Genomic DNA, 22,795 nt, shown 5'->3' on the forward strand with positions numbered 1-22,795 from the left:
TTGAATTTCTGTCATCTCTAGAGTATCTTGAATTTCTGTCATCTCTAGAGTATCTTGAATTTCTGTCATCTCTAGAGTATCTGTCACTTCCTGAATCTTGTGGTTTGTTTTGTCTGAAGCAATCACTGCAGTAAACAGGTTTGTTAGTTCTTGGAACAAATGGAATTTGACATTCGATACCACAATCAGAACAAGTTACAGTGGTAGATTCATTTCTGTCATCTCTAGAGTATCTTGAATTTCTGTCATCTCTAGAATTTCTAAAAGAACGGGATGGTTCATTTCCTCCAGTGTATTTTCTTACAGATTTTTTTTTATCGGAATATTTTGATTTGTAAAGTTCCATATTATAGAAAATTTTAGATTTATTGGATATAGATACTTAGATCTTGATTTTATGCCTAAAATAAAAAAATGTGTTAAATTAAGGATTTATCCATTTCAGTAGACATTATTTCCTGTACTTTGAGAAAATAAAGTTTTGTTGAATATGGCATATCATCTAAATTGTTGTCAACTGCAATCATAAAATATCTAACAGCACGTTTTGAAATATCAAGATTAAATTTCATTGATAAAACAGGGTCTTGATGAACTTTAATTTTGTCTTGAAGCCATGGGGGAGCCATATCAATTGTTTCTTTAATAATTTTATTATACCAATATGAAAGATTTTGAGGATGCAAGCCTTGTTTGAGATTAGATACATCAGTGTCAATTTGCTTCATCATGTGATTAATGATTGTCATAAGGCATAATTCCGTAGTTTTGATTTATTCCAATTACTCAAAGTTCGATAAGCTACTTGTCAATTGATAACAAGTTTCCATCAACATCAATTTCTGAATTTTTGATCCTAGTAGTAGATATTCTTGTTCCATCTTCTGCTAAAGACATTGGAACTGTGATGATTTGAACATGTGGAAGATTCTTTTCAGATCTTAATTTATTTAAAATATTTCCCTGATTACTTGTTTCATCACTAACAATTAACGCTTGGACTTCTTTTTCTAAAACTGCAGGCCCAAAATCATTTTCTAATTTACTAATTTGAAAAGAAGTATTTAGAAAATTTTTTGTAAGAACAGATGTTAAATTTTCAAGACGTTGAGTGTATTTATTTACAAGATTTTTTCCTTTTTTCTTAGCAAGTTCATCGCTAGTCAAACCAATAATTACTTTATCAGAAATTGTGAAGGCGTTTGAAAGTAATGTCAAATGACCTTTATGAATAATGTCAAATGTACCACCCATAGCAACAAGAGAAAATTTGGCCATGCAAATGTATGATATTCTTTAAAAATAAATCTACTAGTTTTCCTATAAATCTAGTCTTAAGTTATTCAGAAAAATTGCTTCAATCTGATTCTTTATGCATTTAAACGATGAAAATCTATATGAGAAAATTCTAATTCACAAGAATTAGGGTAAATGGTCCTTGGTCTGCTATTGGGACATTATTTCTATCCCAAACAAATGTTTCAATAAAGAATAATCCAGGTTGTTCTGGAGTCCAGTCTATTGTTTGAGTTTCTTGTCCAGTTCCAATAAACCTTCCATCAAATTTTCCAATATATTCTACAGTGGGTAATGCATCACGACTTGATGGAGATTTTTTTATCTGAACATAGTAAGTGTAAGCAGTTTCATTAGATTTTGGATCTGCTGCAAATTCAATCAAGGTGTGACTTTTTATGTTAACAATAGATCCAACTTTAAGATCAGATAGTGTATTTCCATTAGGATCTTCTACAGATACATTAGAGATTGTTACTAATTTATTAGGAATTTGAGACTGTGGAATTTTTACATCAACAAAATCAGAATAAAAAATATTAGATTCAGCAAAAAGCCAAAATCCTACTGCTTGTGAATTTATTTTTTCATTGAGTTCAAAATCCACATTAGTGTTTAAATCAACTTTACCCAATTCAATTGTAGAAACTTCAAGCATTCGTGGTGGTTCAAAATTATCATAAAATGCAAGGTAGACATTAGTATCAGTGTTTGGGGCCCCTCCATTTTGTAAAACTCCTGAAAATTGTAGAGTATTATCCAAAAATATTTCACTAGAATATACAATGAGACCTTTTTGTTTTTTATCTGAAGGTTCAAATCCCAAAAGCAAAACGGATGCTTCAGTTATGTTAGCATCAGGTGTTGGAGAACGAATAGAATATGGTGATTTACCATTTGGTGGAATTACCTCAAGAGTGGTAGTACCTTGTATTACCTCCAAAGGATCAGACCCAAATTCATCAAAGAAATTTGCTTGGATTTTGACATTTGTGACAGATGTTAATGAATTCTTATTTTCAACTACTCCAACTACAACAGTGTACCCTTCAGAATCTCGATAAACAAAAGGAACTTCATTTGTTAAAGAGACAGATAGTGTAGGAGCATTATCAGTTTTTTGTGCAGTTGATACCTGTGAGAGAGGAATTAGAAGTAATATCAAAAATGCAGATAAAAATAGTTTCATAGCTAGATTTCCTTACGATTAGAGATTAATTTCAGGTAACATAACATATAGTGAACAATAAAGGTAACAACGTTTAACCCAGTTAACACTGGACGCTAAGAGAATAAAAAGAAATTAAAAATAGATGTAAATTTTATTTTCTCTTTGCGGTAATTGCTAACCAGTATATCAAACCTGGTGCTAAACCAACAATGAGTGGAATCCATACAGGCCATCCATCTACTACACTTGCCATAGATGAAAATCAAAACTTATCCTATTTAAATCCATCCAGCAAGTATGAATTTCAGCATAGATCGGGAAGTATGAAAGTGGACCGGACGGAATTTGAATCCGTGACCCCCCGCGTGCAAGGCGGGTATACTACCAGGCTATACTACCGGCCCACATAAGGAATGGATAAGGTGTGGATTTTAATTGTTGTCTTCTTGGGAAGGATTTTATTTGAAATCTCAATCGATTTAATATGGTACTTTTAGAATCACAAATTAAGTTAAAGGCAGGAGATATTGCACCTGATTTTGAATTACTAGGAATTGATGGTAAAAAACACTCACTAAATGATTATAACAATTACAAAGGAATTTTGGTAATTTTCATGTGTAACCATTGTCCATACGTCAAAGCAAAAGTTGGTGCACTAAATGAATTATATGAAAAGTTTGGCAAAGAGATAGCAATCATAGGAATTAACAGTAATGATTCTACCGATTATCCTGAAGATAGCTTTGATGCAATGAAAGAAACTGCAAAAGAGAAAGGATTTGGGTTTGATTATCTAGTAGATGAAACTCAAGAAATTGCCAAGAAGTACGGAGCCATGTGTACGCCAGACCCATTCTTGTTTAATAGCCAAAAACAATTAGTTTTTCATGGAAAAATAGATAACGCTATGAAACCAGATGATATTGCAACCGAAAAAACAATGGTAGCTAATATGCAGAAATTATTATCTGGTGAAAAAATTCAGAAAGATTTTGACCCTTCCATTGGATGTTCAATCAAGTGGAAAGAAAATTAAACTTAAATGAGTCTTGCCTAGAGATTTGTTCGTGGGCTCGTAGCTCAGCTTGGCTGGAGCGTTCGACTGATAATCGAAAGGTCATGTGTTCGAATCACATCGGGCCCATTTTTGTCATTTCAGGTTTTGTGATACAGTTTGAGACCACTGTAAAACTTCTTCAATCTTATCAGATACCATATCTGAATTGATTTTAGTCTTTTTTGATACTTTTCCACATAGGATTAATTTCATGTTTTTGCCAGATTTTTCTTTAATTGGATTTATAGAATCTGCAAAAAAAATCAATCCCTCATCTGTTTGAGAAAATACAACTACTAACAAAATACCGGGCTTTTGTTTCCATATTTTTCCCAATAATTTTTGAAAATCAAGATCAAAAAGGATATTGATTGCAGAAGACATATCACCCAAGTGAGAAACTTTCCAACCATCTGAATGATAAACAGCAGAAGCAGCTTCTGAATTTAATCTGCTTTGTGCATCTGAGGCAATAACTACCACATTCTTTTTTGGATCAGAAATTACTTGAAATTGATTAAAAATTTGAAGAGATTTTGAAATTGTTGTATTAAGAAGATTTTGTTCTGATGTGCCAATTTTACCATCATCATAAAGTTTCTGTACATTTTCAATTGCAGGTAGAATTATTTCTAGGACTAAGCGATTAGTGGTTGCTCCAGAATGTAAACAATTACGAATTAAGGAATAAACTCTATCTTCACTATCTTTGAGTAAATATTCAAGATATTGTGGAGTGATTTTAAAGTAATCATCAGGAAAGTTAAAAGATTCTTGCCCTGGTTCTAAAAACCACAAAGTAACATTTCCAATATTTTTTTGTCGAAGCAATCCTTCAGCTGCAAATACTTTGAGATATTTTGCCATAGTAATTCTATTGATACCAATTTTCTCAGAAATCTCAACTCCGGACATTCCAGATACTGCACCATCCAAAATTGAGATTAGTTTTTGTCGAATCTCTTCAGTTGAATAGCCTTTACCCATAGTGATCTTGAGTCAAGGTATTCTATAAAGACTAATTTTCATTCCCATAAGAGATTTAACAAAAAGACCTAACGCCGAAGCCTGCAGGATTGAAATCAATGGAGACAACAAATGGATTACAGTAATTCAGAATGAAAAGAAAAACTAAGAGACTTTAGAGTATGGATTCAAAATCGCTACAATAATCATAGTTTTATTTTTGTAAAATAAAAAAATTATGGAGAGGCATTATTACCAAACCATTGTGGTTGTTTTTTTAACCACCTAACAAAATCCATAACAGCAGTATTGTTTGAAAAATCTACAACAACTGCGGAACCACCTGAATTTTGATTAGTAAGCATTTGTTGATATTCAATTTCAGCCATATTACATATTACACATTAATGTATATTATATACATGTATTATGCTTATACGTATTATACATAAATGTATATATATAGGTGGATATGCATACTAGTGTATGAATGAAAAGACAATGATGCAGAATGATGTAAAACATATTTCCAGAAACAATACAGATTCTAAAACAACATCTAAAAATCAACCCAATCCAACATTAGGAACAATCAGAATGGTTGAAGAAACACTTTTTGAAATGTCTGAGTATCCAACAAAAAATAAACTATGGAGAGCATTACCAAGACAGATTCAATATCCATCATTCAAAGAAATTTTAAAATATTTAGAAGAATCGAATAAGTTAATCACGGATAAAGACGGTTCATTGATTTGGATTTTTGCAAATACTGAAAAACAAAAGAAATTGAGAGAAGAAACTAAATCACTGCTATAAACTCAATACTCGAATCGTTTTTCATAATCTTTATGTGAAAATACTTCTAAAATTGAAATGATTAACCCATCAGGTTCACCAATTATAGTATAGATCATTCGCCAACCTGATTGTAATGCATATCTCCATAGATTAGTAATTTCATATTTTTTTATATAAACTGATGGCCATTTATCACGTTGAATTTTTTGGCCAGATAAACAATCTTGTTTTAAGATTAGAAATGCATTTTTCAATTCTTGTTTTAAAGGATCTTTTTCAGATAAAGAATCGAAATAACTTCGAAAATCATCAGTACCTCCAACATCTTTTACTTTAGATGACATAATGAGTATAGTAAAGTATTACCAATTTAGAGTTACTAAATTAGGCACTTAATTCTTAGATAGATTTGAACAGTGTCTTGACTATCTAATTTAAAATAATACTGCCATTTTTAGGACATATTGAAATCAAAACAAGTCACGATCTCTATTTTCCTTTTCTTTATAGCTGGACTTTGTGAAATCGGTGGTGGTTATCTAGTTTGGTTATGGTTGCGAGACAGTTTTGCATGGTGGGTTGGTGCAATCGGAGGTTTTATCTTATTTTTGTACGGTATTGTTCCGACATTTCAAAAAGCAACTTTTCATAGGATTTATGCAGCATATGGCGGCGTCTTTGTTGTCATGTCCATCTTATGGGGATGGCTCATTGACAATACACCACCTGACAGTTATGATGTGATCGGCACAATAGTTGCCGTAGTTGGCGTCTTGATCATTTACTATTATCCAAGAAAGGAGGAAAAAATTTGGAATTCATAGTAACAACACTTGGTGTCTTCTTTCTTGCAGCATTGTTGGAGATTGGTGGAGGGTATCTTGTATGGAAGTGGTTACGTGAACATAAAGGTAAAATGTTTGGTTTGATTGGAGGATTGATTTTGTTTGTTTATGGAATGGTACCAACTTTACAACCTGCCGAATTTGGACGTGTGTATGCTACTTATGGTGGAATATTTGTCGTTGCATCCATAATGTGGGGATATTGGATCGATAAGAAAAAGCCAGATAGGTTTGAGATAATAGGTTCAGTTGTTGTTTTGGTTGGTGTTGCGATTATGTTTTATTTTCCAAGATAATCATCAACCGAAAGGCAACACGAATAATAATTCCTGAGAAGGCAACAGTACTGATCAGAGTTATTACTTTCTTGTTTAAAAAAAAAGAAAAAAGGTGTGATTATTCACAAGAACAATCACAACCATTTTCACTGTTGCATGAACAGTTACAAGTACATTTACATTCATTTACCATATTATCACCTCCACTCATTTTCTCATAGTGACTATAGAAAGTTAAGTTAATAAGTTGGCAAGTGAAGAAAACAGTATTAGGTGAAGTTTTGTTAAGTTGCCCGCTATGATTGATTTTCTACCTGAGAGCTGTAAATGCTGTCCCATTGACAACACATTGAAAATTATTGGGAAAAAATTCACAATTCACATATTGCGTAATATGGTTATTCTCAAACAAAAAAGATTCAATCAGTTATTGGCTTCAATTGAGGGGATCAATCCAAACACTCTAGCAACTAGACTCAAAGAGATGGAAAAAAGTAATCTAATTGAAAAAAAGATTTTCAATGAAACTCCTATCAGAATAGAATACTCCCTTACCAAAAAAGGAAATGCATTAAGACCAATTCTTGAAGAAATGGCAAAATTCTCAATTATGTTTTGTTGTGGGGACATATTCAAAGATGCAAAACCTAGAACTTTTCGTCATGTTTATGGAAAGAATTTACCCATAGTGTAATTACAAAATTCAATCAACCGACAGGCAACAGCCTTAATTTTCAATCGTTAACGCAATAACAGCACTCAAAGTAATTTCCATTTTTTCTAAATCAGTGTACTTACCCAAAAAGCCATGGTAGTGATATAGATTGATGCTACTATGTATAATGGAATTTCACCCAAATTTGGTTTTGGGAATGAAAACTTGATTTTTGGTTTGTGAATGAATTCCTGTCCCATATGTACAGTTTATTTTGAGACTTTTTAAATTTTAATGATAAGAAAAAATTGAATCATATGTCACGATCCTTGACAGGGAATAGAATATGTCCCAAGACTTGACAGTATCCTCTGAAAGGTGACAGAAACAACAACAAGATGGAACGTCTCAATGGTGAGTTTAGGGATAGAGAGAAAGTAATGAGGGGAGTAAAGAAGAAAGAATCTGTAATATTTGATGGGTCACAGATTTACCATAATTATGTTCGTCCTCACATGGCTTTGAATGGGAAGACTCCTGCTGAGGCTTGTGGGATTGATGTGAAAGGTTCTGACAAATGGAAGACCCTGATTCAAAATGCAAGCCAAAATTAATTGAAATTTTCATATATGTACTCCATAAAGTTTAGCGGAGGTAATTCCACAGATTTAACCGATAATATGTTAATCATATTTTCTCTATGCGTATCTCCTTTAAGAGAAGTATTTGGGATGGAAAATCTGTCCAAAATAATATACATAATCTGTCACATATGTCAAGACTAGGTGGCTATTCGCCACCTAATCCATCACGCATGTCCCGAATGTTTACAAGAAAATTATGTCCCATCAATTTGACAGCACCTCCTGAATAAAACATTATATACTTGAGTACTTTATTGTACGGTAAGGAAAAGTAAATTGCCAAAAGCCGGATTCAAATCAATCACTGTTTCAGAAACTGTTTATGATAAATTCCACGAAGTTTATCAAAAGAGTAAAGACGATCTAACAATGAAGGGCGTCAATAGTTTTGCAGGTTATGTGACTTACATGTTAGAGGAGATGATGCAAAAGGACAAGACCTTTGCAAGATATGCTCCAAAGATTGAAAAGATTTCTGTCGATGATGATCGTGTCATACTAAAAGATAATATCAAAAATAGAATTGCAGAAGTTGCAATTCAGAAAGGAGAATTATTTTGTCAGCTCTGTGACGAAAAAGATTGTGTCCATGTTGGCTTTGTATTTTCACTACCAGATGTTTACGAAGTACTAAACTCTAGAGGAATTAAAAATCCAAGATAAGGTGGAGGAGGTGGGATTTGAACCCACGAACTCCTGAGAGACAGGATCACCCATTATTTGATCTTAAGTCCTGCATGTCCAAAAGCACATAGTGCTTACTTTGGCCAGGCTTGATTACTCCTCCAAAAGGATGAAAATCTGAGTGAAATTTAACAGTTTAGAGTAAATTGACCCAGAATGAAGAATTATAAGGATTTTCTACAGGACAAATTTGTGCTTCGATAGCTCAGCCTGGTAGAGCGTTACATTGGTAATGTAAAGGTCGCGGGTTCAGATCCCGTTCGAAGCTTTTAATAATTTTTAATCAATAATTCGAAATGACCAGTTCTCTTTTTAGAATTGGAGTTAATTGAGCGGTTTGCCTGAATCTTACTTATGGTCCAGTGTTTTGTTGAGAACATATCTACAACTTCTTTAGAATTAGAATTAGATAAAAGTACTTTACATCCTTTTGAATCCAAATTTATACAAAGTTCTGCCAATCGACTGAGATCATCAAAAGTGAAATCTTTGTTTGTATAACTTGTGAAATTGGCAGTATCACTAACTGGTTGATATGGAGGATCAAAATATACAAGATCACCTTTTTTGGCATCTCTAAGAACTGCCTCAAAATCCCTGCACTGGATATTGACTTTACTTGATTGTAAAATGTAACTTACTGAACGAAGGTTATCTTCGTTTACAATATTTGGATTGGTGTATTTACCCAGTGGAACATTAAATTTTCCCTTACTGTTAACTCGATATAATCCATTAAAACAAGTTCTATTCAAGAAAATTAATCGTGAAGTTTTTTCAATTTGGCTTTTAGGATTACTTTCTCTAATAGAGTAATAGTATGATTTGGAGTCTTTTTGATAATTATGTTCATGATTTTTTAATGAAATAATTAGAGATTCTACTCTATCTCGGATTGTAGTATAAGACAAAACAAGATCAGAGTTAAGATCAGAGATACTACATTTCTGTCCAATGCGCTCTGTTAGCATATGAAAAAGTAATGCTCCACCACCCAAGAAGGGTTCAAAATAAGTGCCAAAAGTTTTAGGCAAGTTTTCATTTAGAATTGGAATTAATTGACGTTTTCCACCAGCCCATTTTACAAATGGTTTCGGAATTGCAAGAATTTGATCGTATTGTTGCTTCACATATTATCATCACAAGATTACATATTGGCAAAAAAGACAATAAAAGATCACAAGCTGTGTGGTATTTTTTAATCAAATTTTTTGAAATGTAGAGAACACTCTACAAAAAAATAATAAAATGAAAAGGAAAAGGTTGGAGTTTTAGTCCCACTTTGACCATGCGGCCATCCATCTGTATGTCCAAGTGTTCAATTTACAACCTAAAGCTGCAAATGTACATGCCAATACTGCACCTGCACCTGCACCGAGAGCAACTGGGCTGTTATAGAATTTGCCTACTTGCGGTTCGATTGGTGTCATATATGGTGGCAATGTTGGTCTTGGATATTTGAATGCCGTTTCTAGTGGGTCTGCTACTGTTATCAGGTTTACCATGTTGAACAATGGTAATGACATTCCTACTAGTACGCCGCCAAACAGTATCAAGGAGTGCTTGTTCTTCTTTGTTGCCCAGTAGACTAAGTCCAACAGCATTGCTGATGGTAACCAAACTGGAGTTACAATGAAGTCATATGGATATCCGAGTGCAAACCATGCACCTTTTGCTACCCATGTGTATACTGTCATAATTAGAGCGTAGTACGTTGCTGTGCCTGGAACGCCAGTAAATGTTAGGTAATATGTTGCACCTACAATTAGCATCAACGTTTGCGATATTGAAAATACCGTGTACGAAGTCCAAGCCCAGTCAGTGTAGAAGATGTAGTCTCCTGCATTAATTGTTAACAGTGTTGAGTTAACTGCAACTACTACTATGAATAAGTAGTGTGTACATCGTCTTAACCAGACCATATGAAGGTGAAGAAACGGTCAGTATATAAAATTTTAGAGTGTGATGAAGATCGTTAATCTTAACGAAAAAGGAAAATGAAAAAGAGTGTCTGAGGGGTTTGCCTATTAGTTACCAACGAATAGTGATATGAAGATAGTACCTGCGGTAACTGCAGCAATACTGCCGGCAACAATACCGTTACTATTTTTGTTGGAACCTTCTTCCATGACCTTAACACAGAAGATGTAACCTATTGCCTCAATGATTGTCAATACGATGAATGCAAAGTGACCACTTTGAGTTGGATATGCCCATGGATAATAGAAGTATCCTGCTGCAGTTCCACCAAAAGTTGCTAACCATGCTGCCCAGAATGAAATTGTAATCATACCGGTCATGTTTTCAACACGTCTACCAATCATTCGTTCTACATCAGCACTTGATGATCCACCAGCGCCGCCAGAACCGAATCCTTTAGGAAGAGTCATTCTGGAATTATTCTAATTCAGATTCTTTTAAGTCTTTCTTAAAGTAGTGTGACATGTACGATCTGCGTCGTTTGAAAAATAATAAAAGAGAAAAAATGTGCTAATGCACTTTTTCTATGGAATTGATCTGCTGTACAATTTGCCTTCTAGAGCCATCTTGTACATCTCTGCTACGTATGGGTTCTCACCAGGAGTTTCTGCACCTAGTTCTACGAGTCGAGCATATACTCTAACTACGTATGCAAGTGCGCCCATGAAAGCCACTACGACTCCCATGTTAAACATCCAGTGGTTTGGAACTGCAAAGATTTCTTCTACAAACCAGAAATGCCACATCTCATTGACTCCAATTGTAAACATGGTTGCAAGGTAACCAAGAATGGTCATCTTTAAACCGGTGTTCATTGAATTATTTGGACCTCTAAGAACTGGTATTTTTCTATCATAGATTGCTGCTGCTCCCCATCCAAGTGGTAATGTGATGAAGTGGGAATATAGCCACCAGTGAGCTGGTGTGAAAGCACTATCTCTGATAGAGGTTTGATGCAAAGAACCATCAACGAAGTTATCCACTTCGACTGATGCTGCAGTTGAACCCATAGCAATAACGATGAGCCAGATTTTCTTTAGTCTCTGGATCTCAACTTCTTTTGGGATTAATGCGGGCATCTGTGCCATGCATACTATCATGTTAGTTCGGGATATAAAGTAAGAGTTTTAGATACTGCGTATTTTATAAGAAATATCATATCTATTACAAAATTATATGTAAATATTACATATTTTTAAATCTAAAATATTAGAATTTAGATTAAATTTTTATCAATTTCAATGTTATACATTAATGTTTTACAATGAGTATAATATCGATCCTCGTTGTGAAGGTAAAACATATAACGATGTATTTTGTTTCCACACTTTAGGGATAACTATGGTCGAAAAAACAATTTTCGTATTTGGACTAGCTGTAGTACTTGCACTAGGAACATTAGGCTTCAACTGGGTTGAATCCGTACTTCCAACTGCAGATGCACACGGTGTCCAAGCACAACTCCAGAGTCGTTTCATCAGAATTGAGGATGAAACCTTCAACAGACAATCCCTACAAACTGGCGAAACCTTGACAGTTCAAGGAACATTAGTTAGTTTAGTAGAAAGAGACCTAAGAGGATGGCTATCCATTTTCACAGAGTCAACCAACGCAGGTAACAGATGGGAGATGTTGGCAAGAGATCCACCAGGAAACGTCTTTGACATTTCTGGTAACGCTGTCGTCGATTACTCACTATCAGCCAAAGCACTTGAAGCAGGTGTATACCACGTACACACCCAACTCAACGTAGCAAAAGTTGGTCCAGGACTTGGTCCAGGTCAAACAGTAGTTGTTGAAGGAGATCCAATTATCAAACCAATCCCATATACTAACATCGCATATCAATCAATTATTATCGGTGTTGGATATGTCATTACGTTTGCAACACGACCCTGGCAAGTAATCTAAACAACCCTACTTTTTCATTTTCTAGATTTATCATACGGCAACGTAAGCTCAACAAACCAAGTTTATGTTCTGGAAAAAAATAATTAAGATATGCTAAGTTTCAAGATAATCAAGTTAGATATTTTTCAAAGTTATTTTTTCGGAGAAACAGAATTTCGAAATGACAAATACAAAGTCAACATCCAAAATCAACGAAGAGGTAAAGTTCTCAAATTACCTTTTGAGATAAAATCAAAAAAGGAAAGAATGATAGTCAGATTGACAGGTCCAAAAGATATGTTTGTAGAAGACTATCTTGTTTATCAAGGAGAATCAGAGTGGCTTGAAATTGACTCGGATGAAATTACATATTTTCTTGCAGATCATCAAGACCAATGTGATACAATTGAGATAGTAATTGAGTAAAAGAAAGGACTTTAAGGAATCTGTCAAGTCATCACATTATGAAATATCCTGGAATGGGGGATCCGTACAAGAGAAAGAAGACAATAAGATTTCTCGTGATAAGTGCCATCATAGGAGGTATCGCAGTATTACTTACCAGTTTAGTAGTAAACCCCATGATAGGAGGACAGCCACACAATGCTTGCATCGACAACATTGATACTGATTGGAAAATATCATTTACGTTTGAAATGATTGTAGATGGTCAAAAAGCCGAAGTTCAACCAAATATTGGGATCACAGAAGGGTGTCAAAGAGCCATATACACACTTTCTAATGACGGTACAGTATATGCAGAATGGACTGAAAATCCTAATTTTGAAATAGGACATTTCTTATACATTTCCAAGTTTCAAATTAGAGACATGGAAGAGTCAAAAACAGAAATTTATGTTAATGACAGATTATCAGAAACAGGCCTCAAAACCCCAATACAGGATAATTATCATTACAAAGCAGTGTTTACGACAAAAGATTATGACTCATCCAAAGAGAAAGACTTCCTGCCAGAACTAGAAGTTAGTGATTAAGATAACCATAACTAAAAAAATTAGTATTGTATACTATGTAAAAAAATTGTAATTACTAGAACTGAAAAAATACTAGTTTTCACTAAGTGATATTAAAAATAATGAAAAGAAAGGAAGTAACCTTACCAGTATTTGCCGTTGTCTGGAATAAGACCGATACCTTCTCTTTCAAAGTGTCTGTCCAATTCATCAACCCATCTCTCACGATTGTCTTTGTAAGCCCAACCGTGTACACGTAACCAGAATGAAATAATTCCAAGAAGGAATATAGTAAACATCATGGTTCCGAAGATGTAAATCATTACATCATAGAATAATGGATCATAGTTTGGTCCCAATTGTCCTGTAAGTGAAGACAGGATACTTAGGAAAGTACCTACGATAGGAATCATGATAGTTTGGCTCAATTTGTGCGATATATACATTTCTTTTATTATCAGAAAGTACGAGATCAGTATCCACTAGAGCGGACATAATAAAATAAGAAAATTGTGAGGTTTTTTATCCTCTACCCATCGCTGCGTATTTGCCAGATCTTCCTCTTAAGAAGAAAGCTCCTGCAATACCACCGAATACTGCACCAGCAATAACTGAAGCACCAACTACACCACTGGCATCAAGATATGGTGTTCCTGAACCAGAAGATGGATTTGCTGCAGCTGCTTCGATTCTTCTTCTTTGAATCTCAAGTGCTTCTTCTAGCGTGTATGATCCGGTTTCTCCTTCACTACCGACGTTACCCATGTATTGTGCAAATGCTATTGCATCTTCTGCATAGAATCCCATAGTGAATACAGCGATTAAGGATGCTGCTAATAGTATTTTTGTATTCATACCGTTTACCTGTTCGATGTGAAGCCAGAGACTTATTTAACTTTTATTCTAAACACCAGATTTCGATATAATGTACGAGATCAGTATAAGTAACGTTTAATTCTGTTCTATAATCAGCCAAATCATGGGACGAGTCCATACACATAGACATGGGAAATCACATTCTATTAGACCAGCTACACTTCGTGCACCTTCTTGGGTAACACAAAGTCCTGCTGAAATTGAAGAACTAGTAGTAAAGTATTCCAAGGATGGATTAACTCCTAGTCAAATTGGAATCAAATTAAGAGATCAACACGCAATTCCTCTAATCAAACCAATGATCAAAAAAAGCATGGATCAGGTTTTAGAAGAACATGATTTGAAAGCAGAAATGCCTGAAGATTTAGAAAACATTGTTAGAAAAGCAGTCAACCTACAAAAACACCTAAAATCAAACAAAGGGGACAATAGAAACGTTAGATCTTTGGAGTTAATTGAAGCCAAAGTTCACAGGCTATCAGTATACTACAAAAGGGTTGGAAGAATTCCTAAAACCTGGAAATATAAATCCGTGGTTGCTCAACTAGAGTGATGACAAAATCACTTGACGAGTCACTTTCATTATTCAAAGATAAAATTTCAGATTGTATAAAATCAAAAAAATCAATTTCTGTAACTACACATATTGATTGTGATGGACTAACATCAGGCAGCATAATCACAAAAGCTCTAATCAGAGCAGGTGCCAAATGTACAGTTAGAACATCAAAAGAATTTAGTAAAAATATAGTAGAGTCATTCAAAACAGATTCTAGAGATTTTCATATTGTAACTGATCTAGGCGGTGGTTTTGCAAAGGAGTTAGATAATGCATTAACAGATAATTGGATAGTTTTAGATCATCATCAAATTCCAGATGAGGAGATAGATAATCAAAACGTCATTAATTCATGGAAGTATGGCATTGATGGTGGAGTTGACATATGTGCTGGCGGAATGGCATATCTTGCATCAATGGCTCTAGATGAAAGAAATTCGGATTTGTCTGCCATTGCAGTTGTTTCTGCATTAGGGGATAGACAAGATCAGGGAGAAAGAAAATCATTTACAGGTAAAAATTTTGAGATTGCCAACACTGCCAAAGAAATAGGATTGGTGGATATTGATTTGGATTTATTGTTAGTAGGACGAGAAACAAGGCCGCTCTCAGACGCTTTGGCATTTACTTCACAGCCATTTATTGAAGGTTTAACTTGGAATAGAGATGCATGTCTTTCGCTGTTAAATTCATCTGGAATCAAGCTAAAGGAGGAAGGTCGGTGGAGAGTTCCAGCGGAACTAAACGAAGATGAAAAAAGACAAGTTATTGAGTCGATTACAAAATTTGCTTCAGGAAAAAACTCTACTGAGATAATGACAGAACTAATTGGATACACATACACATTTCCAAGAGAAGATAGCAGAGGATTCTTGCGAGACGGTAGAGAATTTTCAACCATGTTAAACTCATGTGGAAGAATTAATCGTTCGGGAGTTGGAATGGCAGTATGTATGGGAGACAGAAATAAGATTCTAAGAGAAGCTGAAACCATTCTGATAGACTATAGAAAGATGATTAGAGAATACATGAATATTTTATCAAACGAGAGATGGAGAATTTCAGAAAGTGATACATGTGTAATGGTAAACGGAGAAGACATAGTGCCAGAAACCATGACAGGTACTATTTCATCACTGATAGCAGGATCACCAAAAAATTCAGGAAAAATTGTGATTTTGAGAACAAAGGGGGAAGAGAATACAATAAAGTTTTCATCAAGAAAATCATTTGGTTGTAAATCAGATATCAATCTAAGTGAATTAATGAGAACTGGGGCCAAAAAATTTGACGGTGTTGGAGGAGGTCATAACGCAGCAGCAGGAGCAAAAATAACTAAAGACAAATTGGACGAATTTCTTAACTATTTAGAAGTAAATGTCGTTAACGTGCCAAGTACAACTAGTTCTCAATAACATATCTAAAGAAAAGGCAGAAACTGTCAAAAAAGCTCTAGAACCAGATAATGTAGATTTTCCAGAAGGATTGAGTCTTTATGTTGAAAATGTTGATAACAAACTAGTTTTTAATTTTGAAAGTAAGAAGAACATGAAACACCTTATTGGATCAGTTGATGAAGTAATGGAACATATCCAAGTAGTCTTAAAGGTGATTGAGTAATGTTAGATCCGAAACTAATCAAAGAAAATCCACAGATTGTTCGGGATATGCTCAAAAAAAGATCAGTTGAATTTGATTTAGACTCTTTGATTGAATCTGATCAAAAAAGACGTGAATTTATAATAAAAACTGATGAGTTACGAAAAAAGAAAAACCAAGTTGCAGTAGAGATATCTCAGAAAAAGAAGGCAGGCGAAGATACAGCATCAATTTTATCAGAGATGAAAAAGATTTCAGAAGATCTTACAAAATTAGAAATAGAACAAACAGATATTGAAAAAACATATTCTAGATTGGCACTAACGATTCCAAATATTGTTCATGAATCAGTTCCTGTTGGTGCAGATGAAAGTGCTAATCAAGAGGTAAGAAAATGGGGCAGCATTCCAAATTTTGATTTTAAAATAAATGATCATATTGATATTTCAGAGAATTTGGATTTAGTAGATCTAGAAAGAGCTGCAAAAGTGGCAGGTGCAAGATTCTATTATCTGAAAAATGATCTTGTGAGATTGAATCAAGCATTAATTCACTACGGATTAGACTTTCTATCAAAAAAAGAATATTCGCTTGTACAACCACCGTACATGATTAATCGAGAGTCTATGGAAGGTGCAGTAATAGCGGATGATTTTGAAGAAGTCATCTACAAAATTGAAGGTGAAGATCTATACATGATTGGAACATCAGAGCATGCCATGGCTGCAATGAGAGCAAAAGAGATCATCGAAGGAAAAGATTTGCCTTTGAGATATGCCGGTGTTAGTCCATGTTTTAGAAAAGAAGCAGGGGCACATGGAAGAGATCAAAAAGGAATTTTCAGAGTACATCAATTTGATAAAATTGAACAGTTTGTCTTCTCAAGACCAGAAGAATCTTGGAAGGAACACGAAAGAATGCTATCAGTTGCTGAAGAATTTTATCAAAAATTAGAAATCCCTCATAGAGTGATGTTGTTATCAACTGGGGATATGGGAAAAGTTTCAGCAAAAACATACGATATTGAAGCATGGATGGCAGGTCAGGGAGCATTTAGAGAAATTGTCTCGTGTTCCAATTGTTTAGATTATCAAGCAAGGAGATTGAAGATCAGATTTAGAGACAAAACAAATGAAGATACACAATATTTACACACGCTAAATAGTACGCTGATAGCCACAACAAGAGTTCTAGTATCCATAATGGAGAATTTTCAAACTAAAGATGGGCACATTAGAATTCCTAGTGTTTTACAGAGTTACATGGGAAACCAGAAAGAGATTTAGTGACATACCCTTATATTTTGGGTTCAAAGGTCGTTAATAATTGGCACGTAGAAAAGGTCGAGTAAAGGACAAGTGGCGAGAAAAACGCTGGGTCACAGTAATCGCACCAGATTCATTTAACAATGTACCAATTGCATACATTCCAATCACTGATGATGAGAATGCAGTAGGTAGAGTTTTAGAAGTTACACTTTATGATATTCTAAAAGGAGATCCATCACAACATCAATACAAGATCTACTTCCAAATCAATAAAGTTGATGGCGAGAAAGCTACAACAATTTTCAAGAGATACGAGTATTCAAAAGAATTTTTGCGCAGTTTAGTTAGAAGGGGTTCATCAAAAATTAATTTTGTAATGGACATTAAAACAAAAGATGGATATGTTTTCAGAATCAAAGTGATTGCCCTTACACATAGACAGCTAAATACATCTAGGAAACATGCTCTTAGATTAATCACAAGAGATGTAATTAACAAAACAATTCCAGAGATGACAATCGAGCAATTTGTTCAAGCAACTTGTTACAGTAAGATTAATTCAGATATCATGGCAGCATTCAAGAAAGTGATCAGAGTACGTCATGTAGGTCTAGAGAAAGTGAAACTAATCAGAACTGCAGACAAAGAAACAATACTACTTGAAGCCTAAACAAGAATCACTCTTTTACAGTAATGATTGATAAAATTGAAATTACAATTAATGTGATTGTTCATGCAACAGAAGATATTTTAAAAATTTTTCAATCTTTTGAAGAAGTTTTAGATCTAAAAGAAGAAGAGTTTACAATGAATGAAACCATAGGGCATTATGAAAATCCAATAGTTGTCTTAAATGCAAAAATTGTGAAAAAACAGGCTCAAAATCTCATTAGAAAATTGATCGAATTGTTACCAACAGAGCAAATCAGTAAATTAATTGAAGAAATCGAGGAAAGAACTGTAGATTCTAGATTCCATATGAGAATAGACAAACAAGAATTAGTGAATGGAAATCTAAGAGTAAAAGACAATGATACAATACAGATAAAAATTCACACGCCAATTTACAACAAAAAAGATACAGTCAAAACATTTACAGAAATTTTTCAAACTGTCAACTAGATTAAATAGGAATGAAAGAATCATACAATTTGGGAATGAGGAAATATTAGCCGCTCCAGTCTGAGCTAAAGCTTTGAAGACGCCGCGACGAACCGACCCCATTTTTAATCGATCAATTATGTGAAACCATGAATTGACAAGAGATGCTGTATGGTATTATTTTAAATACGGATAGACGAGAACCTCAATATCGTGGTAGATTATGATGTTATAATCGCAGGCGGAGGTCTTGCAGGTACAATTACAGCACAAGCTATTTCTCATTATTCAAATCAAAACGCAAAGATTTTGGTTGTTGATAGAAATACAGAATTTTTACCAGGAAGAAAATCATTGGCAGGATGGGTGTGTGGAGATGCATGCTCCAAAGAAGCAGTAGATTATATGGCAAACAGAATCAAAGTCGCATGGACTAGACCTGAGATCGAACACGATGTAAAAGGAGTCATGGCGTTTTCTCCAGATAAAGAGACTGCGATTCCATTTGATGGTTCAGGATACATGTTAAACCGTCAGAAACTTCCAGAAATTCAAAATCAACGATGTAAAAAAATTGGAATTGAATTTGAATATGAAATTAATCTTACAGGACTAATATACGAAGGTCAACAAGTAGTTGGAATTCAAGGAATAGACAATAAAACAAAACAACCATTTAAAAAAACATCAAAAATTGTGATCGACGCTACTGGAATGACATCCATGCTTAGAAATGGATTAAAGAATTCTACAAAAGTAGAAAGAAGGATAGATAGACGTGATATCGAATCAACTGGAAGATACATTATGTATTTTGAACAGGGTCAGAGAGATCTTACTGAATTTGATCCAGATTATTGTATAATACATTTAGATCAAAATATTGCACCAGGTGGATATGGATGGGTATTTCCAAAAGCAGATAACAAAGTCAATATCGGATTAGGAGTTGAAAAATCACTATTAGATAAAAGAAATCAAAGGTTAGGCAAGAAAGATAATGTGGAATCATTAATGAAAGAATATTTGCATAGAAATGTAGCAATTAAAAATCCAAAGTTATCAGAAGATCCTGAAGACATCAACAATAATTCAGGAGTTTTTCAAGTTTCAGTTAGAAGACAAAATGATTGCATGGTTTCAGCAGGATATATGATGGTTGGAGATTCTGCATGGATGCCAAAACCAATCGATGCAGGTGGCATAGGACCTGCCTTAATTGCAAGTACAATTCTAGGAAATAATGTAGTACAAGCATTAGAAGCAAATGATTTTTCTGAAGCAAGTTTATGGCAATATAATTTAGATTACATTAAAGAATACGGATACAAAACTGCAGGTCTGGAACTTTTTAGAAGACTAGTACAACAAATGTCTAATGAACAAATTAGTTATGGAATGAAACATTTTCTAGGAAATCTTGATGTGGAATCAATTAGTAAAGGTGAGCATCCAGACTTTTCGGGGTTAGGAAAAATTGGTATGATAATTAGAGGCGCAATGAACAAAACAGTTGCAGATGGACTCAGGTACACATCAAAACAAAACCAATGGCTAGTAGAGCATTATTATAATTATCCAAAAGACCCATCTGGATTTGATGAGTGGAATAAAACATTACATCGGAGACTAGAAGAAGCTTTTGCAAAAGTAGAAGCATTTGGAACATAGCTCTAATATTAAATATTGTTTAAATTACTAAAAACGTACTTTGGAGGAAGCACAGTATCTTGATTGGAATAATTCAATTCAAATTCTAAACAAAGCATATGATGCAGGACTTTTTGTACTAATCATAGGGCCCAAAGGAACTGGAAAAACATCACTTGTTAGAGATTTTGCAAAAAATAAGAATGTAAATCTAGAATCAATTAATTTCAGTCTTAGAACTAGAGAAAGTCATCTAATAGGTACTAAAACACTCAAGGATGGAAATGTAAGTTTTGATGAAGGTCTCTTGATCAAATCAATGCGAAATGGAGATATGTTATATTTAGATGAAATTAATTCTGCTGAAGCAGATGTTCTACTTAGACTCGATGAAGCATTAGATGACAGACGTCAAATTGTACTAAAAGAATCAACAGGGGAAACTATCAAAGCAAATGATAAGTGGTTTGTAGTTGCAACAATTAATCCATTAACACATAGTGGAACAAAAGAATTACCACCACAAATACTAAGCAGGTTTCCCGTACGAATAAGATTAGAATATCCACCAGAAGATATTGAATTACAAATTGTAAAAAAATACGTTTCAGGTGATCATGACTCAACAATAATTCAAGCAATCAAACTAGCAAACACATTACGACAAGCTGCTGCAGTTGAAGAATTATTTTATTCACCTAGCTTAAGAGAAACTATTGCTTTTGCTAAATTATTAGATAAAGGGATGACACCAAAAAAAATTGCAAGTATTGTTTTTGGAAATGTGTACACACAATGGGGAGATATAGAATATCAAAAAGTAAGTGATATTATAACTTCAATGTTTGGGAATTAAATGCAAACAATTCGACTACAAAATGATTCCATAGTAGAAATTGCAACTTTTCTTGTTAGAAGATGGTCTGAAAAAGAAAACGTCACAGTAGAGATTTCAGATAGGGTAGAAACTACAACAAGACTCAAAGAAAACAAAGTGATTTTAACTCCATTGGAGAAACGAATTGGAAATGATTTTCAAAAATATAGACAATTTAGAACAACATTATGGTATGAAGCAATGCGAATCAAACATTCTAAAAAAATTCTCAGTAATGATCATGCATTTGGATTTATTCTCAATACCATGGAAACGCATAGAGTTGAGCAAATAGGAAGAGCGATTTGGAAAGGAATGGACGAGGAGATACTTTTCAATTATACATACATGCTTGTATCAAGACCTCAATTACACACAGTGTATGGAAAAGCAAGGATAGTAGAAGCATTTTATCAATATTTCATGTTTGGCGTCATAAAAGGCGAAATTCAATCAAGTAGTTGGGAGAAAATAAAAAATGCAACTGAATTTGCAAAAAAAATTGTAAACCAAGCAATTAAGGAAAAACGAGATACAGAATGGATTGAAAAAAATGTAAGTGAAATAATCAAAATGTTAGATATTGATTCTTTGTTAACAATTCCTGTATCTTTAGCATTTATGAAAGCAGGAATGGTATTAACTGAAGAAGAACTGCTAAAAACACTAAAAATAATTTCTAAAAATAAGGAAGGCAATATAGGATCTATTGATCCAAAAGCTGTGTTACGAGGAGACAGTGTTTATGATGAATACAAAGTACTGTTAAATGAAAATAAAAAAAATGAAAACAAAGGATTATCGTCAGAAACAATAGGAATGCAAACTCCATTAACAAGAAATGTTGACGAGACAACAATCTATGATATGAGTTTGATTAATGGATTAAAAATGAAGTTCAAAGAATGGAAAACAGGTTGGAAAGAACAACATTTGAGATCAGGTGATGAATTTGATGAGGAGAGCTATATTGAAGGTCATGAGCCATTTTTTACAGATATAAAAAAATCCATTAAAACAAAGATTGTGATATTGTTAGATCATTCTTCCAGTATTGCATCAGACTCTATTGAATACAAAAAAGCAACGTTAGCACTTTGTGAAGTTTTGTCTTTTTTGAAAGTAAAATTTGCAGTATATGCATTTAGTACACAAAATAGATCCATGGTTTGTTGGTCAATAAAACCAGAAAATGTGAAATGGAATAATATAACGGCAAAAAGATTAGCACAGATCGTTGCTAATGGTTCAACTCCTTTAGCTGAAGTTTATGATAAAATGTTTCCAATTTTACAATCAAAAAGACCAAATATTTTTCTGACATTAACTGATGGAGAGCCATCAGATTCAGATGCGGTAAGAAGCATGGCTAAATCATTTAGAGGATTAGGAATCAAAATGGTTGCTTTGGGCTTGGGTCCAAATACTCTAAGGGCAACCACAATAGCAAATAATCTAAGACGTTTGGGATATGAAAAAACTGTGGCAGTTAGCAGACTCAAAGATATACCAAATAAGGTAATTAGTATTTTAGACGTATGAGTTAGAAATTAAAAATCACATAATTTCACATTTTATCAGATATTTTATATGAGTAAAAAATTTACGGCATCTATAGAAA

Annotated in this window: 33 protein-coding genes and 4 tRNA genes; 21 read left to right on the forward strand and 16 right to left on the reverse strand. The window is 33.9% G+C overall.

Annotation, left to right across the window (positions count from 1 at the left end; all coding sequences use genetic code 11):
* The 5 genes from WDZ98_RS08590 to WDZ98_RS08610 form a co-directional block, all read right to left on the reverse strand.
* A partial coding sequence (locus WDZ98_RS08590) for a CxxC-x17-CxxC domain-containing protein (RefSeq protein WP_368060974.1) occupies positions 1–346 on the reverse strand: 346 nt, incomplete at its 3' end.
* Positions 347–419: 73 nt separating this feature from the next.
* Positions 420–749, reverse strand: coding sequence for a hypothetical protein (locus WDZ98_RS08595; protein ID WP_368060495.1), 330 nt, complete (start codon positions 747–749; stop codon positions 420–422).
* A 52-nt stretch (positions 750–801) separates the two neighbouring features.
* Positions 802–1,278 (reverse strand): phosphopantetheine adenylyltransferase, encoded by a 477-nt coding sequence (locus WDZ98_RS08600; protein ID WP_368060494.1) that lies wholly within the window; start codon positions 1,276–1,278, stop codon positions 802–804.
* 130 nt (positions 1,279–1,408) lie between these two features.
* Complete coding sequence (locus WDZ98_RS08605) at positions 1,409–2,485, reverse strand: hypothetical protein (RefSeq protein ID WP_368060492.1); 1,077 nt, start codon at positions 2,483–2,485, stop codon at positions 1,409–1,411.
* A 312-nt stretch (positions 2,486–2,797) separates the two neighbouring features.
* Positions 2,798–2,871: transfer RNA gene (locus WDZ98_RS08610), tRNA-Ala, on the reverse strand.
* An 80-nt stretch (positions 2,872–2,951) separates the two neighbouring features.
* Here WDZ98_RS08610 and WDZ98_RS08615 point away from each other — a divergent pair.
* Together WDZ98_RS08615 and WDZ98_RS08620 are read left to right on the forward strand one after the other, a co-directional pair.
* Positions 2,952–3,506 carry a thioredoxin family protein gene (locus tag WDZ98_RS08615; RefSeq protein WP_368060490.1) on the forward strand — a complete coding sequence of 185 codons (555 nt, stop codon included), beginning with the start codon at positions 2,952–2,954 and terminating at the stop codon, positions 3,504–3,506.
* Between the two features lie 33 nt (positions 3,507–3,539).
* Positions 3,540–3,614, forward strand: a tRNA-Ile gene (locus tag WDZ98_RS08620).
* Positions 3,615–3,620: 6 nt separating this feature from the next.
* Here WDZ98_RS08620 and WDZ98_RS08625 read toward each other — a convergent pair.
* Together WDZ98_RS08625 and WDZ98_RS08630 are read right to left on the reverse strand one after the other, a co-directional pair.
* Positions 3,621–4,514 (reverse strand): ArsR family transcriptional regulator, encoded by an 894-nt coding sequence (locus WDZ98_RS08625; protein ID WP_368060488.1) that lies wholly within the window; start codon positions 4,512–4,514, stop codon positions 3,621–3,623.
* 215 nt (positions 4,515–4,729) lie between these two features.
* Positions 4,730–4,882 carry a hypothetical protein gene (locus tag WDZ98_RS08630; protein WP_368060486.1) on the reverse strand — a complete coding sequence of 51 codons (153 nt, stop codon included), beginning with the start codon at positions 4,880–4,882 and terminating at the stop codon, positions 4,730–4,732.
* 97 nt (positions 4,883–4,979) lie between these two features.
* On the opposite strand from WDZ98_RS08630, the gene WDZ98_RS08635 reads away from it, so the two are divergent.
* Positions 4,980–5,312, forward strand: coding sequence for a hypothetical protein (locus WDZ98_RS08635; protein ID WP_368060484.1), 333 nt, complete (start codon positions 4,980–4,982; stop codon positions 5,310–5,312).
* 2 nt (positions 5,313–5,314) lie between these two features.
* Here WDZ98_RS08635 and WDZ98_RS08640 read toward each other — a convergent pair whose 3' ends face one another.
* Complete coding sequence (locus WDZ98_RS08640; protein WP_368060482.1) at positions 5,315–5,638, reverse strand: hypothetical protein; 324 nt, start codon at positions 5,636–5,638, stop codon at positions 5,315–5,317.
* A gap of 120 nt (positions 5,639–5,758) precedes the next feature.
* On the opposite strand from WDZ98_RS08640, the gene WDZ98_RS08645 reads away from it, so the two are divergent.
* From WDZ98_RS08645 to WDZ98_RS08655, 3 genes are all read left to right on the forward strand, one after another.
* Positions 5,759–6,118, forward strand: coding sequence for a YnfA family protein (locus WDZ98_RS08645; protein ID WP_368060480.1), 360 nt, complete (start codon positions 5,759–5,761; stop codon positions 6,116–6,118).
* Complete coding sequence (locus tag WDZ98_RS08650; RefSeq protein ID WP_368060478.1) at positions 6,106–6,435, forward strand: YnfA family protein; 330 nt, start codon at positions 6,106–6,108, stop codon at positions 6,433–6,435. Before WDZ98_RS08645 ends, WDZ98_RS08650 begins: the two co-directional genes overlap by 13 nt.
* Before the next feature lie 280 nt (positions 6,436–6,715).
* Entirely contained in the window at positions 6,716–7,111 is a 396-nt protein-coding gene (locus WDZ98_RS08655; RefSeq protein WP_368060476.1) for a winged helix-turn-helix transcriptional regulator, read from the forward strand.
* Positions 7,112–7,197: 86 nt separating this feature from the next.
* Here the strand turns inward: WDZ98_RS08655 and WDZ98_RS08660 are convergent, their stop codons facing one another.
* Positions 7,198–7,332, reverse strand: coding sequence for a hypothetical protein (locus WDZ98_RS08660; RefSeq protein ID WP_368060474.1), 135 nt, complete (start codon positions 7,330–7,332; stop codon positions 7,198–7,200).
* Between the two features lie 138 nt (positions 7,333–7,470).
* Between WDZ98_RS08660 and WDZ98_RS08665 the strand changes: the two genes are divergently transcribed.
* Positions 7,471–7,686 (forward strand): hypothetical protein, encoded by a 216-nt coding sequence (locus WDZ98_RS08665; protein WP_368060472.1) that lies wholly within the window; start codon positions 7,471–7,473, stop codon positions 7,684–7,686.
* 306 nt (positions 7,687–7,992) lie between these two features.
* Entirely contained in the window at positions 7,993–8,379 is a 387-nt protein-coding gene (locus WDZ98_RS08670) for a hypothetical protein (RefSeq protein ID WP_368060470.1), read from the forward strand.
* A 2-nt stretch (positions 8,380–8,381) separates the two neighbouring features.
* Here WDZ98_RS08670 and WDZ98_RS08675 read toward each other — a convergent pair.
* Positions 8,382–8,503, reverse strand: a tRNA-Leu gene (locus WDZ98_RS08675).
* Positions 8,504–8,594: 91 nt separating this feature from the next.
* On the opposite strand from WDZ98_RS08675, the gene WDZ98_RS08680 reads away from it, so the two are divergent.
* Positions 8,595–8,668 (forward strand) — tRNA-Thr (locus WDZ98_RS08680).
* Position 8,669: 1 nt separating this feature from the next.
* Here WDZ98_RS08680 and WDZ98_RS08685 read toward each other — a convergent pair.
* The 4 genes from WDZ98_RS08685 to WDZ98_RS08700 form a co-directional block, all read right to left on the reverse strand.
* On the reverse strand, positions 8,670–9,530 hold the full coding sequence (locus tag WDZ98_RS08685; protein ID WP_368060468.1) for a DNA adenine methylase: 861 nt from the start codon (positions 9,528–9,530) through the stop codon (positions 8,670–8,672).
* Between the two features lie 141 nt (positions 9,531–9,671).
* Positions 9,672–10,322, reverse strand: coding sequence for an ammonia monooxygenase (locus WDZ98_RS08690; protein WP_067959013.1), 651 nt, complete (start codon positions 10,320–10,322; stop codon positions 9,672–9,674).
* Between the two features lie 105 nt (positions 10,323–10,427).
* Complete coding sequence (locus tag WDZ98_RS08695) at positions 10,428–10,790, reverse strand: hypothetical protein (protein WP_368060466.1); 363 nt, start codon at positions 10,788–10,790, stop codon at positions 10,428–10,430.
* Between the two features lie 114 nt (positions 10,791–10,904).
* Positions 10,905–11,468: a methane monooxygenase/ammonia monooxygenase subunit C gene (locus tag WDZ98_RS08700; RefSeq protein ID WP_086907101.1), complete on the reverse strand. Its 564-nt coding sequence runs from the start codon at positions 11,466–11,468 to the stop codon at positions 10,905–10,907.
* Positions 11,469–11,721: 253 nt separating this feature from the next.
* Between WDZ98_RS08700 and WDZ98_RS08705 the strand changes: the two genes are divergently transcribed.
* From WDZ98_RS08705 to WDZ98_RS08715, 3 genes are all read left to right on the forward strand, one after another.
* The gene (locus WDZ98_RS08705; protein ID WP_368060464.1) at positions 11,722–12,291 is read left to right on the forward strand and encodes a methane monooxygenase/ammonia monooxygenase subunit B; all 570 of its coding nucleotides are present in this window, start codon (positions 11,722–11,724) and stop codon (positions 12,289–12,291) included.
* Between the two features lie 90 nt (positions 12,292–12,381).
* Positions 12,382–12,696: a hypothetical protein gene (locus WDZ98_RS08710; protein WP_368060462.1), complete on the forward strand. Its 315-nt coding sequence runs from the start codon at positions 12,382–12,384 to the stop codon at positions 12,694–12,696.
* A gap of 38 nt (positions 12,697–12,734) precedes the next feature.
* On the forward strand, positions 12,735–13,265 hold the full coding sequence (locus tag WDZ98_RS08715) for a hypothetical protein (RefSeq protein WP_368060460.1): 531 nt from the start codon (positions 12,735–12,737) through the stop codon (positions 13,263–13,265).
* 122 nt (positions 13,266–13,387) lie between these two features.
* On the opposite strand, the gene WDZ98_RS08720 is transcribed toward WDZ98_RS08715, so the two are convergent.
* On the reverse strand, positions 13,388–13,657 hold the full coding sequence (locus tag WDZ98_RS08720; RefSeq protein ID WP_368060458.1) for a hypothetical protein: 270 nt from the start codon (positions 13,655–13,657) through the stop codon (positions 13,388–13,390).
* Between the two features lie 109 nt (positions 13,658–13,766).
* Positions 13,767–14,099 carry a hypothetical protein gene (locus WDZ98_RS08725; protein ID WP_368060456.1) on the reverse strand — a complete coding sequence of 111 codons (333 nt, stop codon included), beginning with the start codon at positions 14,097–14,099 and terminating at the stop codon, positions 13,767–13,769.
* 124 nt (positions 14,100–14,223) lie between these two features.
* Here WDZ98_RS08725 and WDZ98_RS08730 point away from each other — a divergent pair, with 124 nt between their 5' ends.
* The 9 genes from WDZ98_RS08730 (at position 14,224) to WDZ98_RS08770 (ending at position 22,716) form a co-directional block, all read left to right on the forward strand.
* Complete coding sequence (locus WDZ98_RS08730) at positions 14,224–14,673, forward strand: 30S ribosomal protein S15 (RefSeq protein ID WP_368060454.1); 450 nt, start codon at positions 14,224–14,226, stop codon at positions 14,671–14,673.
* A complete protein-coding gene (locus WDZ98_RS08735; RefSeq protein ID WP_368060452.1) occupies positions 14,673–16,094 on the forward strand; it encodes a DHHA1 domain-containing protein in 1,422 nt (473 codons plus the stop codon). Before WDZ98_RS08730 ends, WDZ98_RS08735 begins: the two co-directional genes overlap by 1 nt.
* Positions 16,057–16,299 carry a KEOPS complex subunit Pcc1 gene (locus WDZ98_RS08740; RefSeq protein WP_368060450.1) on the forward strand — a complete coding sequence of 81 codons (243 nt, stop codon included), beginning with the start codon at positions 16,057–16,059 and terminating at the stop codon, positions 16,297–16,299. Before WDZ98_RS08735 ends, WDZ98_RS08740 begins: the two co-directional genes overlap by 38 nt.
* A complete protein-coding gene (gene serS / locus WDZ98_RS08745; protein WP_368060448.1) occupies positions 16,299–17,564 on the forward strand; it encodes a serine--tRNA ligase in 1,266 nt (421 codons plus the stop codon). Before WDZ98_RS08740 ends, serS begins: the two co-directional genes overlap by 1 nt.
* Positions 17,565–17,604: 40 nt before the next feature.
* A complete protein-coding gene (locus WDZ98_RS08750; RefSeq protein ID WP_368060446.1) occupies positions 17,605–18,216 on the forward strand; it encodes a 30S ribosomal protein S3ae in 612 nt (203 codons plus the stop codon).
* A gap of 23 nt (positions 18,217–18,239) precedes the next feature.
* Positions 18,240–18,668, forward strand: a complete 429-nt coding sequence (locus WDZ98_RS08755; RefSeq protein ID WP_368060444.1) for an RNA-binding domain-containing protein — start codon at positions 18,240–18,242, stop codon at positions 18,666–18,668.
* Positions 18,669–18,860: 192 nt separating this feature from the next.
* Positions 18,861–20,318, forward strand: coding sequence for an NAD(P)/FAD-dependent oxidoreductase (locus tag WDZ98_RS08760; protein ID WP_368060442.1), 1,458 nt, complete (start codon positions 18,861–18,863; stop codon positions 20,316–20,318).
* A gap of 40 nt (positions 20,319–20,358) precedes the next feature.
* Positions 20,359–21,153, forward strand: a complete 795-nt coding sequence (locus WDZ98_RS08765; protein ID WP_368060440.1) for an AAA family ATPase — start codon at positions 20,359–20,361, stop codon at positions 21,151–21,153.
* Positions 21,154–22,716 (forward strand): VWA domain-containing protein, encoded by a 1,563-nt coding sequence (locus WDZ98_RS08770; RefSeq protein ID WP_368060438.1) that lies wholly within the window; start codon positions 21,154–21,156, stop codon positions 22,714–22,716.
* Positions 22,717–22,795 lie beyond the last annotated feature (79 nt).

Origin of the sequence: Candidatus Nitrosopumilus sp. (assembly GCF_040878665.1) — an archaeon.
Classification (GTDB): domain Archaea; phylum Thermoproteota; class Nitrososphaeria; order Nitrososphaerales; family Nitrosopumilaceae; genus Nitrosopumilus.